Here is a 13,860-nt window from a genome sequence, read left to right as displayed (position 1 = left end):
TACCAACTATATCAGGGCGTGGACAAACAAGGATCCGCCCGTTGCAGCCTATTATCGATACCTCACTGTGGCTGGCGCACAAGCGGCGTGCGCTCACCCACCCGGTCGAGGGTGCCGATTTCCTCATGAACCGCGCCGCCGAGGACCTTGCCGACCGGCTGGGTGCCGTCGAGCGCAGGTTCGGCAAGGCTGCCGTGCTGTTTTGCCAGACACCGGCCGCGGCCGGTGTGCTCGCCGCCAGCGACAAGGTGGCGGAAATCGCCCGTGTCGAGACGGACGCGGTTTTCCTGGATGGTGCGGCCGGCCTGGTCGCGCCGCTGGAAACAGTGCCCTTCGAGCCGCAAAGCCTCGATCTGGCGGTATCGCTTCTGTCGCTGCAGGCGATGAACGACATTCCCGGCATGCTGATCCAGATCCGTCGCGCCTTGCGTCCGGACGGGCTCTTTCTCGGTGCCTTCGCCGGTGCCGGCACGCTCAGTGAGCTGCGCGAAAGCCTGCTTGCGGCCGAGAGCGAGCTGTATGGCGGCGTCAGCCCACGCGTCATCCCCTTTACCGACGTGCGCGATGCCGGTGCGCTGCTGCAGCGCGCCGGTCTTGCTCTGCCGGTCGCAGACGTCGAGACCGTGACGGTGCGCTATGCCAATTTGTTTGCCCTGATGGCCGACCTTCGCGCCATGGGCGAAACCAGCGCGCTTGCCGATCGCAGCCGGCGGCCGGGCACGCGTAGACTGTTTGCCCGTGCCGCCGAGATTTACGCCGAGCGGTTTTCCGACCCGGACGGTCGGATCCGGGCAAGTTTCTCGATGGTCTGGATGTCTGGCTGGGCACCCGATGCATCGCAGCAGAAGCCACTCAAACCTGGCTCGGCCAAGGTCTCATTGAAGACCGTACTGGAGGGTCCGGAAGGGCATTGACCGGCCCGCGGGTGCGGACAGGGTCGCAAGTCAGTGCGCGAAAGCGTTCGCAAGCCTGCTGGTGTTGTCGCTGAACAACCAGGTAATTGAGTTGAACACTTGGCCGATGCCGCCGATGATCGTCAACGACAGCACCATGACGATCAGGGCGTATTCGACGGCCGTGGCGCCATTGTCGTCCTTCAGAAAACGCAGCAGCACTGTTTTCATCGCCTTGATCCCCGTTGCCAGGACCTTACCGTCGATCTGTTAAGAAAGGTTAACGGTAAAGCCTTAACAGGCGGTGAAACCGCCGCCTTCCCGGAAAATTCTTAACCATGTCAGCAGTCACCGCTGGTCCTGCCGTCGGACCCGATGATGCAGACCGAACTGGGCAGCGGCTGCAGCACGCTGCGACGCACCGTATAGGTGCCGCGATGGCCGATCGAGCCAGTGGCCGTCATGTCGAGGCCGGGAAAATCATCCCGCACCGATTGCGAGCGCGTCTGGCTGTCGAGGAAAGGAGTCGCGATCAGCGCCAGCGCCACCGCGGCCGACCCAAACAGCAGCGTGACGCGCAGGATGCCCATGCCGGCATCGGCGGCACGAAAGCCCCGGTCAGGCCGGATCGAGTCCCAATCCCTGTCTAGGCTCATGCTGTCGCTCCCGGGCAAATCGGCCATGCGGCCGCGACGACACGGCCATGCATCAATTTTTCATGATGAGATAAATCTTCCATTAACGCTGGCTGATATGGACCGTGGTCCCGATCGTCAGAGCAATTCCAGGAAAAGTGTGAAGCGGTTTTCTGTCCGGAATTGCGTCAAAACAAATCCTCAGAGCAGGTCGATGAGGAACGGAATCAGCGGCGCGTCGGCCGGCGGCATCGGGTAGTCGCGCATCTGCTTTGGCCGCACCCATTTCAGCGCCTGCCCTTCCCTGGGCTGCGCAATGCCCCGGAAGCGGCGGCACACAAACAGCGGCATCAGGAGATGGAAGTCGTCATAGGAATGGCTGGCGAAGGTGAGCGGCGCCAGGCACGGGATCTCGGTCTCGATGCCGATCTCCTCATGCAGTTCACGGATGATGCATTGTTCCGGCGTCTCGCCGGGTTCGACCTTGCCCCCGGGAAATTCCCACAGGCCGGCAAGCTGCTTGCCTGGCGGCCGCTGCGCCAGGAGCACGCGGCCGTCGGCGTCGACCAGCGCGCAGGCCGCGACCAGGAGCAGGCGCTTGGCGGTATTCACCAGGTCATTCATGCCTAACTTCACTCATGACCGGGCGGCCGGCGGTAGTGGTATCGGTAGACTTCGTCGAAGCCGAGTGAACGGTAGAGCGCAAGCGCCGGCGCATTGCCAGCCTCGACCTGCAGCCAGGCTTCGCGCGCGCCGCGCAGCCTCGCCCACTTGAGCGCCGACAGTATCAGGTTGCGGCCGTGGCCCTTGTTGCGCGCCGACTTGTCGGTGGCGACCTCGAACAGGCCGGCAAGATCGCCGTCATGCACACAGATCAGCGTCGCCAGCGCCTCCACTCCATCCTCGAGCGCGAACAGCCCGGCCTCGGGCTGAATGGCGCCTATGATCTCCGACAGGCCGGGCCGCAGCGAAACGTCCGAGCCGCTGACCTTGAGCGACGCGCCGATGAAGCGGCTGATGTCCTTGAGCGGAATCTGGTCCATGGCGGCGTCTAGTTGGGCATCGGCCAGCGGCAGCCGCATGACCAGCGATTCGTCGAACCGGCTCCAACCCTCGTTGTCGAGATGATTGGCCAGATCGGGACCCGAGAGCGGCGACATGCGGAACGTCAGCGGCCTTCCATAGGCATCGAAACGGCGGCTGGCCCGGCCGATACGGTCGGCGATGTGCTGGATGTCGCCGGGATCGAGCGGGTTGACCGAATTCAGCCGCTTGGCCGGATGGCCGGCTGTCAGCCGCACCACCCAGGTGCCGTCATAGTGGACGGCCGCCGCCGGCCAGGCGCGAAAGCCGGCCGCCTCGTAGCGACGCACGATCGCGAGCATGCTTGCCGGATGCCTGGGAGCCAAAACCGTCAGCTCCGATAATCGCCATTGATGGTAACGTATTCCTTGGTGAGATCGCAGGTCCACACCGTTGCCTTGCCGCGGCCGATGCCGATATCGGCGCGGATGCGGATATCGTCGCGCTTCATGTAGGCGGACGTCTTTTCTTCCGAATAGGCCGGATCACGCTCGCCCTCGTGCGCCAGCCGGTTGTCGCCGAACCAGATCGACAGCCGGTCGCGGTCAGCGGGCTCGCCGGCCTTGCCGACGGCCATCACGACGCGGCCCCAATTGGCGTCCTCGCCGGCGACTGCCGTCTTGACCAGGGGCGAATTGGCGATCGACAGCGCGATGCGCTTGGCCGAGCGGGCCGATTTCGCACCGGTGACGGTGACTTCGACCTGCTTGCGCGCGCCCTCGCCGTCGCGCACCACCTGCAGCGCCAGCGACTTCAGCACCTTGCCAAGCGCCCGGCGGAACTGGCCCAGGCGCGCATCTTTCGGGTCGGTGATCTCAGGCGCGCCGCGCTTCGCGGCCTTGCCGGTGGCGAAGATCAGCAGCGTGTCGCTGGTCGAGGTGTCGCTGTCGACGGTGACCGCGTTGAAGGTCTTGGCCGTGCCGCGCGACAACAGGTCCTGCAGCACCGGCGCCGCGATCGGCGCGTCGGTGGCGATGAAGGACAGCATCGTCGCCATGTCGGGAGCGATCATGCCGGCGCCCTTGGAGATGCCGTTGATGGTGACTTCGGTGTCGCCGAGCTTGATCGTCTGCGTCGCCACCTTCGGATAGGTGTCCGTGGTCATGATGGCCTTTGCAGCCTCGGTCCACAGGTCGGGCTTGCCATCGCTGACCAGCCCGGCGAGCAGATGGCTGAACTTGGTCGTGTCGAGCGGCTCGCCGATGACGCCGGTCGAGGCCAGGAACACCTCACCGGCCGTGCAGCCGGCGGCCTTGGCCGCGGCCTCGCCGGTCAGCGCGGTGGAGTCGCGGCCCTTCTTGCCGGTGAAGGCGTTGGCGTTGCCGGAATTGACCACCAGCACCCGCGCCTTGCCGGCGCCAAGGTTCTGGCGGCAGAAATCGACCGGCGCCGAGGGACATTTCGACTTGGTGAACACGCCGGCGACCGTGGTGCCGGCGTCGAACACCATGGCCAGGAGATCGGTGCGGTTCTTGTACTTTATCCCCGCTTCGGCGGTGGCGATGCGCACCCCTTCGATGACCGGCATCTTGGGGTACTTCTTCGGCGCGAGCGGCGAAATCGTCGTGGACATGGAGACCTCGGGCGGGAAAATCGCAAGGAAAGGCCGGTTTGCCCGATACGGCGCGCGGGCGCAAGGGCGTTTTCGCCGCGCCTGCCGGGGCGGCCAACCGCGCCGGATCAAGCCTGCATTTCAAACCTGTTGGCGTCGCCGGCGCCAGTGGCGCTATGATTGCGCGCCCATGGGCAGGGGGCGCGTCACGCTCGGGCTGGTCAAGGCCGCGGAGGGACGGCGCATCGAATCCGAAACCTCGCAAGCCATGCAATGAGCGCTGATCCGCGGCGCGAATTCACGTGCTTTCGCGCGACATGAATTCGGTGGCGAAACAGAGCAGTCCTGCAATCGGCAGTGCCAGCCCGATCCAGGACACCAGCGGCCAGCCGCCTTGCGCATACGCCCAGCCGCCAACGCCCGAGCCGATCGCGCCGGCGATGAAGAACGTCGCCATGTAGAGCCCGTTGAGACGGCTGCGATGTGCGGCGCCGAGCGCGAACAGGTCCCGATAACCGAGGACAAGGTTGGTCTGCACGCCGAAGTCGAGGACGATGGCGGCGACAATCAGCAGCGCCAACGAAAGCGTCGAGCCGGTGTGGGCGATGTGGGTTACGAGAAACGCGACGGCGACGCACAGCATGGCGAAGGCGGTGGCCGGCCGGCCCCATCCGCGGTCGGCGGCTCTTCCGGCGAGCGGCGCGGCGATTGCGCCGGCGACACCGGCCAAAGCGAACAAGCCGATGCCGCGCTGCGTCAAGTTGAAATCTGGACCGCCCAGCAGCAGCGGCGTCGTCGTCCAGAACAGGCTGAAAGCCGCGAAAAGGAATGCCTGGTAGAGAGCCCGACGGCGCAGGACCGGCGTCGTGCGCGCAATATGCACCATGGACGCCAAAAGCGCGCCGTAGCTTAGACGCGCCGTCGGCTCGCGCCTGGGCAGCGCAAACCGCAGCACCACGGCCAGCAGGATCATGACGGTGCAAGAGGTGAAGTAGACCACATGCCAGGACGACAGCGCTGTGATGAAGCTGGAAAACGGGCGTGACAGCATGATACCCAGCAACAATCCCACCGAGACATTGCCGACCACGCGGCCACGCCTTGCTTCCGGCGCCAGGTGCGCCGCATAGGGGATGAGCATCTGCACCGCGACCGAGCCGAGGCCGACAAACAGCATCGCGGCCAGAAAAGCCATTGGCTGCGTCGAAATCGCCGCGCCCAGCAAGGCGAGCGTTGCAATGGCGAGTATGCCAAGCACGAGCCCGCGGTTCTCCATGAGGTCGCCTAGCGGCACGATGAACAGCAGGCCCACCCCGTAGCCGACCTGGGCCATCGTAACGATCAGGCCCGCCGCATGTGGCGGCAGGCCAAGTTCGGCGCCGATCGGGCCGATCAGCGGTTGTGCATAATAGATGTTGGCGACAATCAGACCGCAGGCGGCTGCCAGCAGAAAGGTCATCCAACTCGAAATCGTCGTCTCGGCGGACGCGGAGCCGGATGCGATAATGGTCGTCATGGCGATACCCATCGGAACGGAACGTTCCGATGGGTAGAACGAACCGTTCCGTTTCGTCAAGCGATGATGTATGAACATCTCCATGCGTGGCACATCTTGGCATCAGCGCTTTTTGCGGCCAAATGGCTTCATTTGGCGTCCGCACGAATGCGGACAGGAAAACGAGCGCTTTTGCTCCGGATGGTTCCTGTCCGAGCAAGAATGTGGTGAGGCAAAGAGTTGCTGGCGGGTTGTTGTTCCAGCAGAGACGAGAACCGCTTCAGGAGGAACGGCCAATGAGCGAAATCGCCGATCCGGCACGCAGATCGATTGGCGCCAGGCGCAACCCCGACAGCGCCGAGGCGATTCTGGAGGCCGCCGAGGCCGTGCTGATCGAGGCCGGTTATGCCGGGTTCTCGATCGAGGCGGTGGCGCGGCGCGCCCGCGCCGGCAAGCCGACCATCTATCGCTGGTGGCCGAGCAAGGCGGCCCTGCTGCTCGAAGTCTACCAGCGCCAGAAGCGCGTCGACGTCCCCGATACGGGAAGCCTGGAAGAGGATCTCGTCGGCTTCCTGGTCAATCTGTTCGCGCACTGGCGCGAGACATCGTCGGGCAGCGTGTTCAGGTCGCTGATCGCCGAGGCGCAGTCGGATGAAACCGCGGCCGCGGCCCTCGCCGGTTATGCCGGAGGGCGCCGCACCCATACCGGCCTGATCATCGAGCGCGCCAAGGCAAGGGGCGAAATCCCGAGCGACATCGACCCTGGCGTGGTCGCCGACCTCGTCGCTTCCTATGCCTGGCGGCATCTCTTGACCAACCGGCTCGACGAGCCTGAGGCGACGATACACAAGATGGTCCGCTATCTCCTGCAAGGCATAGCTGCGCCCGGCGGATAACGGCATCGGCGCACCAACAAAAAGGGCGCGGCAACCCTTGGCTGCCGCGCCCCTCTTTGAAAAACCGTCCAGGCTTACTTGCCGGCTTCCATCGTATCGACGGCCTGCTTCAGCTTGGCGTCGGGGATCTCGACCTTGGCATCGGCGCGCAGCGACTTGACCAGCGCGAAATACTTGTCGCGGATGACCGCCTGCTTGGCCTGGTCCTTCACCTCGTCGAAGGCCGGCGGCTGCTTGGCCCGCTTGTCCTCGAGCTTGATGACATGCCAGCCGAACTGCGTCTGCACCGGCTGCTCGGTGTATTTTCCGACATCGAGCGCGAAGGCCGCCTTGTCGAATTCCGGCACCATCTGGCCAGGTCCGAACCAGCCGAGGTCGCCGCCATTGGACTTGCCGGAGGGATCGCTGGTGTGCTCGTTGGCGAGCTTCTGGAAATCGCCGCCGCCGTCGAGCTGCTTGATGATCGCCTCGGCCTCTTCCTTCGTCTTCACAAGGATGTGACGGGCATGCACCTCGTTGGCCGGCGGCGTGTTGGCGATTTCCTGGTCGTAGCGGGCGCGGACCTCGGCGTCGGTGACCTTGTCGACGACGCCCTTCTCGACCATCTCGCCATGCAGCGCGCGCTGCTGCAGGAAGGCCATGCGGCGCTGGAAGTCGGGATCCTTGTCGAGACCGTCGGTAACGGCCTTGGCGGCCATGACACGAATCTCGATGGCCGCCGAAAGGGCCGCCGCGCGGCGCTGTTCGGGCGGCAGCTGCGCGAATTGCTGCGACAGCTCGCCTTCGGCAAGCACCAGATCGGCTTCAGTCAGGGCCTGGCCGTTGACCGTGGCCACCACGGCGTTCGGATCGACCGGCGCCGCCGCGGGTGCGGCCGGAGCAGCAGGAGCGGTCTCCTGCGCCATCAGCGGCGACAGGCAAAGAGCCGACAAGCCGAAGGCCAAGCCAAGGCTGGCGAGCGACGCACGGCGGAACAACAAGGACATAAGGATGACTCCGGTGAAGGATTGTAAGGAGGGATGGCTTCCAGATCAGCCAGATTGTGGCGGAATTTGGCGCGACCGGCATGGCCAGCGCGGCGTTGACATCAGTTGAGCCCCCTCTTATCTGTCCAACGACTTGGCGTCCAGAACCGTTTTCCGGGCGCTTTTTGTGTTTGCCCGCATTCAGGCGGTGCGTTCACGCGGATTTGATGGGGCCGGCCGGCGCCTGTCTCAAGATTGAGAATTCTATCGAAAGGACCATTGGATGGTCAGTCTCGGCGGTCTCGCCCGTAAGGTTTTCGGTTCCTCCAACGACCGTCGGGTCAAATCAACCCGGCCCCGCGTCGAGGCGATCAACGCCATGGAAAACGAGATGCGGGCGCTCTCCGATGCCGAGCTTGCCGGCCGAACGGAGAAATTCCGCCAGGATATCGCCAATGGCGCCAGCCTTGACGACCTGCTGGTCCCGGCCTTCGCGACCGCGCGTGAGGCGGCGCGCCGCGTGCTCGGCATGCGCCCCTTCGACGTCCAGCTGATCGGCGGCATGGTGCTTCACAATGGCGGCATCGCCGAGATGCGCACCGGCGAGGGCAAGACCTTGGTGGCGACGTTGCCGGTCTACCTCAATGCGCTCGCCGGCAAGGGCGTCCACGTCGTCACCGTCAACGACTATCTCGCCACGCGCGACTCCGAATGGATGGGGCGCGTCTACAAATTCCTCGGCCTCTCGGTCGGCGTCATCGTCCATGGCCTGTCCGACGAGGAACGCAGCACCGCCTACGCTGCCGACGTCACCTACGCCACCAACAACGAACTCGGCTTCGACTATCTGCGCGACAACATGAAGTATGAGCGCGCCCAGATGGTGCAGCGCGGCCACAATTACGCGATCGTCGACGAAGTCGATTCCATCCTGGTCGACGAGGCGCGCACGCCGCTGATCATTTCCGGTCCGCTCGAAGACCGTTCGGAAATGTACAACACGATCGACACCTTCATCATCCAGCTGCAGCCGCAGGATTATGAGATCGACGAAAAGCAGAAGACCTCGATCTTCACCGAGGAAGGCACCGAGAAGCTGGAGAACCTGCTGCGCGACGCCGGCCTGTTGAAAGGCGAGTCGCTCTATGACGTCGAGAACGTCGCTATCGTTCACCACGTCAACAACGCGCTGAAAGCGCATCGGCTGTTCCAGAAGGACAAGGACTATATCGTGCGCAACGGCGAGATCGTCATCATCGACGAGTTCACCGGCCGCATGATGCCCGGCCGCCGCTATTCGGAAGGCCTGCATCAGGCGCTGGAAGCCAAGGAGCATGTGGCGATCCAGCCGGAGAACCAGACGCTCGCCTCCGTCACCTTCCAGAACTACTTCCGCCTCTACAAGAAGCTTTCCGGCATGACCGGCACGGCGCTGACCGAGGCCGAGGAATTCGGCAACATCTACGGTCTCGAAGTCACCGAGATCCCGACCAACCTGCCGGTCATCCGCAAGGATGAGGACGACGAGGTCTACCGGACGGTCGAGGAGAAGTACAAGGCGATCGTCAAGGAGATCCGCGAAGCCAGCGCCAAGGGTCAGCCGACCCTGGTCGGCACGACCTCGATCGAGAAGTCCGAGCAGCTGGCCGACCGCCTGCGCAAGGAAGGTTTCAAGGATTTCGAGGTGCTGAACGCCCGCCATCACGAGCGCGAGGCGGCGATCGTCGCCCAGGCCGGCAAGCCCGGCGCCATCACCATCGCCACCAACATGGCCGGCCGCGGCACCGACATCAAGCTCGGCGGCAATGCCGAGATGCGCATCGAGGAAGAATTGGGCGACATGCCTGCGGGTCCCGAGCGCGAGGCGCGGGAAAAGGAAATCCACGCCGATGTCGAGCGCCTGAAGGAAAAGGCGCTGGCCGCCGGCGGCCTCTATGTGCTGGCCACCGAGCGCCATGAATCGCGCCGCATCGACAACCAGTTGCGCGGCCGCTCCGGCCGCCAGGGCGACCCCGGCCGTTCGAAATTCTTCCTGTCGCTGCAGGACGACCTGATGCGCATCTTCGGCTCCGAGCGCATGGACGGCATGCTGCAGAAGCTCGGCCTCAAGGAAGACGAGGCGATCATCCATCCCTGGATCAACAAGGCGCTGGAAAAGGCGCAGAAGAAGGTCGAGGCGCGCAACTTCGACATCCGCAAGAACCTGTTGAAGTATGACGACGTCTCGAACGACCAGCGCAAGGTGGTGTTCGAGCAGCGCATCGAGCTGATGGACGGCGAAGGCCTCTCGGAAACCATTGCCGAGATGCGCGAGGGCGTCATCGACGAGATCGTCGCCAAGGCGATTCCCGAAAACGCCTATGCCGAGCAGTGGGATGTCGCGGGCCTGAAGGCCGAGGTCGCCGAATTCCTCAATCTCGACCTGCCGGTCGAGGAGTGGGCCAAGGAAGAAGGCATCGCCGAGGACGACATCCGCGAGCGCATCACGCAAGCCGCCGACGCCGCCGCCAAGGAGCGCGCCGAGCGTTTCGGGCCTGAAGTGATGAATTACGTCGAGCGCTCGGTGGTGCTGCAGACGCTCGACCATCTGTGGCGCGAGCACATCGTCAATCTCGACCATCTGCGCTCGGTGGTCGGCTTCCGCGGCTACGCCCAGCGCGATCCGCTGCAGGAGTACAAGAGCGAGGCATTCGAGCTGTTCCAGGCAATGCTCGGCAATTTGCGCCAGGCCGTCACCGCGCAGCTGATGCGCGTCGAACTGGTCCGCCAAGCCGCCGAGGCTCCGCCGCCGGAAGCACCCGACATGTTCGGCTCGCATATCGACGGCACCACCGGCGAGAACGATTTTGGCGACGGCGAGACGGCCCTTCTGGTGCGCCAGGAGCAGAACGCCGTCGTCGCCCCCGAGGACCGCGATCCGAACAACCAGGCGACCTGGGGCAAGGTCGGCCGCAACGAAGCCTGCCCCTGTGGCTCCGGCAAGAAGTACAAGCACTGCCATGGGGCGTTTGCGTAAGGACGCCGCTTCTTCCTTCTCCCCGTTTCACGGGGAGAAGGTGCCCGAAGGGCGGATGAGGGGCGCTGAGTTTCATGATTTTCGCGTGTCTCCGACCAAAAGCGATGAGACGCTCGCCCCACAAAGTCGCTTCGTCCGCAGATAGCTCTTCTTCCTCTTCCCTATCGGTGCAAAATTGCCGAAAGCCGGCGCTGCCCCTCATCCGCCTGCCGGCACCTTCTCCCCGTAAACGGGGCGAAGGGAGAACCCACCCAACCGTTTCTTAATGTGTCTCCGCTACACCAAAACCTGAAAAAGAGGCGGAAAACGGAGAGAGATCGGGGTGCGCTTTTCCGCGGCCACGACTGCCGGGCGGTTCTTGCCGCAGCGTTTGGCGCTGCGCGTGGAGCCGCTGCTCGGCCGCATCGACGCCGTGCTGTTCACCGCCGATGAACGCGGCGAGGCCGGCCGCATGTCGGTCATCGCCTTCTCCATCCGCATCGTGAGCGCCGTCATCGCCTTCATCAGCCAGGTGCTGATGGCGCGCTGGATGGGCTCGTTCGAATACGGCATCTTCGTGCTTGTCTGGGTGACGATGGTCATCGTCGGCAACCTCGCCTGCCTCGGCTTCCATACCTCGGTCATCCGCTTCATCCCCGAATACCGCGAGCGCGGCATGATGGACGAACTGCGCGGCATCGTGGTGGCCAGCCGGCTGTTCGTGCTGATCGCCTCGACGATCATCGCCGGGCTAGGCGCGCTCACCGTCTGGCTGGCGGCGCCCTGGATCGAAAACTACTACGTGATACCGTTCATCCTCGGCGCCTTCTGCCTGCCGATGATCGCGGTGTCGGATCTGTTGCAAGGCCAGGCCAGGGCGAACAGCTGGGCGCTTTTCGCCCTTTCGCCGACCTATCTGATAAGGCCGGTGCTGATCCTGCTGTTCATGGCGCTGATGCTTTTCGCCGGCTACGCCGCGGATGCCAGGACGGCGATTTTCGCCTCCATTGCCGCCACCTACGTCACCACGCTCGCTCAGCTCATCGGCGTCACCCACCGCATGGAAAGGCAGATCCCGGCCGGACCCATGAAGGTGCATTTCGCGCAATGGTTCGTCGTCTCGCTGCCGATCTTCCTGGTCGAAAGCTTCTTCTTCCTGCTCACCAACGCCGACGTGCTGATGGTCGGCGCCTATATGGATCCCAACGACGTCGCCGTCTATTTCGCCACGGTCAAGACGCTGGCGCTGGTGCATTTCGTCTATTTCGCGGTCAAGGCCGGCGTTGCCCAGCGCTATGCGCAATTCACCCATGGCGAGCCGGAAAAGCTCGCGGCCTTCGCTCGCGAGACCGTGTCGTGGACCTTCTGGCCCTCGCTGCTGATGGCGCTGCTGGTGCTGGCGCTGGGCAAACCCATGCTGGTGCTGTTTGGCCCCGAATTCACGTCGGGCTATCCGCTTCTGTTCCTGCTCGTCTTCGGCGTCGTGGCGCGCGCCGCCGTCGGTCCCTGCGAGAGCCTGCTCACCATGAGCGGCAACCAGAACATCTGCGCCGCCGTCTATGCCATGACACTGGCCTTCAACATCGGCCTCAACGTGATGCTGATCCCGCATTTCGGTCTGTGGGGCGCGGCCATGGCCACCGCCTTTGCCATGATCTTCGAGGCCAGCGCGCTGTCCTTCACGGTGTGGCGCAAGCTCGGCATCGTCATGGCGATCTTTGTGCCAGCCAAAGGAGCCGCCTGATGGCCGCCATCCCGTTGCTCGAGGAAACCAGCGGCGGCACCGCCGGCGCCATGGTGTCCGGCCTTGCCGGGCTGGCGCGCGACCCCGACCCCGCCCATATCGAGATCTTCGCCAACAACCGGCCCGAGCGCAAGCTTGCCATCTATCCGGCATCGGCCGGTTTCGACCTGGTCGAGGAACTGGACTATCTCTGCGCCCGCACGATCGAGCCGAACGTCTTCTTCAACCCGCGCTTCCTGGCACCCGCAATGCCCCGGCTGGAAGATCGCGAAGTGCGGCTGGCCGTGATCCGCGACGGCGACGAATACCGCAACCGGCTGCGCCTCCTGGTGCCGATCTCGGTGGAGCGCCCGGTGGTTCCGCTCGGCGTTCCGGTGTTGCGTACCTGGTCGAGCCCCTTCGGTCCGCTCGGCACGCCGCTGGTCGACCGCGACGATCCGGTCGGCGTCGTCGAGGACTTCTTCTCTATGCTGTCGCGCCCGCATCTCAAACTGCCGAAAGTCTTCGTGCTCCCCGACATCAGGCTCGATGGCCCGGTGGCGAGCCTGCTCGGCACCGTGGCCGAAACGCGCGGCCTGACGCTGGTCACCACCGGCCAGACCCTGCGCCCGGTGCTGGAGAGCCAGCTCGACGGCGACGACTATCTGAAGGCATCGCTGCGCTCGCACCATTATCGCGAGTTCCGCCGCCTGAAGCGGCGCCTTGCCGACCTCGGCAGGCTGGAGCATGTGGTGGCGCGCGGCCCCGAGGAAATCCGCCACGCCATAGAAAGCTTCCTGACGCTGGAAGCGTCCGGCTGGAAGGGCCGCGAGCGCACAGCCATGGCGATCGACCGCTTCCGCGCCGCCTTCGCCCGCGAGGCCGTGCACCGGCTCGCCGAACAGGACATGTGCCGCATCCATTCGCTGACGCTCGACGGCCGCACCATCGCCTGCCTGATCGTCTTCGTCGAAGCCGGCGTCGCCTATACCTGGAAGACGGCCTATGACGAGACGCTGGCCGCCTATTCGCCGGGCACGCTGCTGATGATCGAGGTCACCCGGCAGCACCTCGACGATCCCAACATCATGATGACCGATTCCTGCGCGGTGCCCGACCATCCGGTGATGAGCAGGCTGTGGAGCGAGCGCAAGCCGATCGGCACGCTGGTGATCGGGCTGACCACGGACGCCGACCGCCTCGCCCGCCAGGCCGCCTCGCAACTGCATCTCTACCGCGAGACCCGCAACATGGCGCGCCTGCTGCGCAACCGTATGAAGAGCCTGTTGAGACGGCGCTGAATGCCGGCCCCGGTTTGCGACAACCCGGCCTTTGGATGGCCTTGTTGATCGGCCTCTTGATCCTGCTCAAATATCTATTCGGGGACCGGATCTCCCTTCTGGCCATCGGCTGGATGGCTGGCCGGCCGCCGCGCAACCGGCCGGTTTGAGCGTGCCGCCGCCCGTCTCGCCGGTGTGGCCAATCTGCATCGCCGAGATCCTGCCGAGAGCTGTACGGCAAAACACGTCCACACGAACGGCACACCGTCACATAACTGTAATGGCGCGCGCCTAGCTAAATCGCCGCCACATCCCAACGCGCCGCTCTATCAGATGCGCCGCC

Annotated in this window: 13 protein-coding genes; 6 read left to right on the top strand and 7 right to left on the bottom strand. The window is 64.5% G+C overall.

Features of this window, described 5'->3' with window-relative positions:
* Positions 1-41: 41 nt before the first annotated feature.
* Complete coding sequence (locus EB815_RS08855; protein ID WP_056576219.1) at positions 42-914, top strand: methyltransferase domain-containing protein; 873 nt, start codon at positions 42-44, stop codon at positions 912-914.
* A 30-nt stretch (positions 915-944) separates the two neighbouring features.
* On the opposite strand, the gene EB815_RS08850 is transcribed toward EB815_RS08855, so the two are convergent.
* The 5 genes from EB815_RS08850 to argJ all read right to left on the bottom strand — a co-directional run bounded on the left by EB815_RS08850 (position 945) and on the right by argJ (position 4,184).
* Positions 945-1,124: a Flp family type IVb pilin gene (locus tag EB815_RS08850; RefSeq protein WP_056576216.1), complete on the bottom strand. Its 180-nt coding sequence runs from the start codon at positions 1,122-1,124 to the stop codon at positions 945-947.
* A 110-nt stretch (positions 1,125-1,234) separates the two neighbouring features.
* A complete protein-coding gene (locus EB815_RS08845; RefSeq protein ID WP_056576596.1) occupies positions 1,235-1,549 on the bottom strand; it encodes a hypothetical protein in 315 nt (104 codons plus the stop codon).
* Positions 1,550-1,729: 180 nt separating this feature from the next.
* Positions 1,730-2,152 (bottom strand): (deoxy)nucleoside triphosphate pyrophosphohydrolase, encoded by a 423-nt coding sequence (locus EB815_RS08840; RefSeq protein ID WP_056576212.1) that lies wholly within the window; start codon positions 2,150-2,152, stop codon positions 1,730-1,732.
* An 8-nt stretch (positions 2,153-2,160) separates the two neighbouring features.
* Entirely contained in the window at positions 2,161-2,913 is a 753-nt protein-coding gene (locus EB815_RS08835) for a GNAT family N-acetyltransferase (RefSeq protein ID WP_056576210.1), read from the bottom strand.
* Positions 2,914-2,942: 29 nt separating this feature from the next.
* Entirely contained in the window at positions 2,943-4,184 is a 1,242-nt protein-coding gene (gene argJ / locus EB815_RS08830; protein ID WP_056576207.1) for a bifunctional glutamate N-acetyltransferase/amino-acid acetyltransferase ArgJ, read from the bottom strand.
* Here argJ and EB815_RS33410 point away from each other — a divergent pair.
* Entirely contained in the window at positions 4,129-4,440 is a 312-nt protein-coding gene (locus EB815_RS33410; protein ID WP_210261675.1) for a hypothetical protein, read from the top strand. The two genes, argJ and EB815_RS33410, sit on opposite strands and share 56 nt — an antisense overlap.
* A 21-nt stretch (positions 4,441-4,461) precedes the next feature.
* Here EB815_RS33410 and EB815_RS08825 read toward each other — a convergent pair whose 3' ends face one another.
* Positions 4,462-5,679 carry an MFS transporter gene (locus EB815_RS08825; RefSeq protein ID WP_056576594.1) on the bottom strand — a complete coding sequence of 406 codons (1,218 nt, stop codon included), beginning with the start codon at positions 5,677-5,679 and terminating at the stop codon, positions 4,462-4,464.
* 275 nt (positions 5,680-5,954) lie between these two features.
* Here EB815_RS08825 and EB815_RS08820 point away from each other — a divergent pair, with 275 nt between their 5' ends.
* Positions 5,955-6,554: a TetR/AcrR family transcriptional regulator gene (locus tag EB815_RS08820; protein ID WP_056576204.1), complete on the top strand. Its 600-nt coding sequence runs from the start codon at positions 5,955-5,957 to the stop codon at positions 6,552-6,554.
* A 74-nt stretch (positions 6,555-6,628) separates the two neighbouring features.
* Here EB815_RS08820 and EB815_RS08815 read toward each other — a convergent pair whose 3' ends face one another.
* A complete protein-coding gene (locus EB815_RS08815; protein WP_056576201.1) occupies positions 6,629-7,540 on the bottom strand; it encodes a peptidylprolyl isomerase in 912 nt (303 codons plus the stop codon).
* A gap of 262 nt (positions 7,541-7,802) precedes the next feature.
* Between EB815_RS08815 and secA the strand changes: the two genes are divergently transcribed.
* The 3 genes from secA to EB815_RS08800 all read left to right on the top strand — a co-directional run bounded on the left by secA (position 7,803) and on the right by EB815_RS08800 (position 13,538).
* Entirely contained in the window at positions 7,803-10,535 is a 2,733-nt protein-coding gene (gene secA, locus EB815_RS08810; RefSeq protein WP_056576198.1) for a preprotein translocase subunit SecA, read from the top strand.
* A 322-nt stretch (positions 10,536-10,857) separates the two neighbouring features.
* A complete protein-coding gene (locus EB815_RS08805; RefSeq protein WP_056576195.1) occupies positions 10,858-12,258 on the top strand; it encodes an oligosaccharide flippase family protein in 1,401 nt (466 codons plus the stop codon).
* Positions 12,258-13,538 carry a GNAT family N-acetyltransferase gene (locus tag EB815_RS08800; protein ID WP_056576193.1) on the top strand — a complete coding sequence of 427 codons (1,281 nt, stop codon included), beginning with the start codon at positions 12,258-12,260 and terminating at the stop codon, positions 13,536-13,538. The genes EB815_RS08805 and EB815_RS08800 overlap by 1 nt, the downstream gene beginning before the upstream one ends.
* The last annotated feature ends 322 nt before the right edge of the window (positions 13,539-13,860 follow it).

The sequence above is a fragment of the Mesorhizobium loti genome (genome assembly GCF_013170705.1).
In the GTDB taxonomy this organism is placed as follows: Bacteria; Pseudomonadota; Alphaproteobacteria; order Rhizobiales; family Rhizobiaceae; genus Mesorhizobium; species Mesorhizobium loti_D.
Note: the sequence above shows the minus strand (reverse complement) of the source record. Positions and strands in the feature narration are given on the sequence as shown.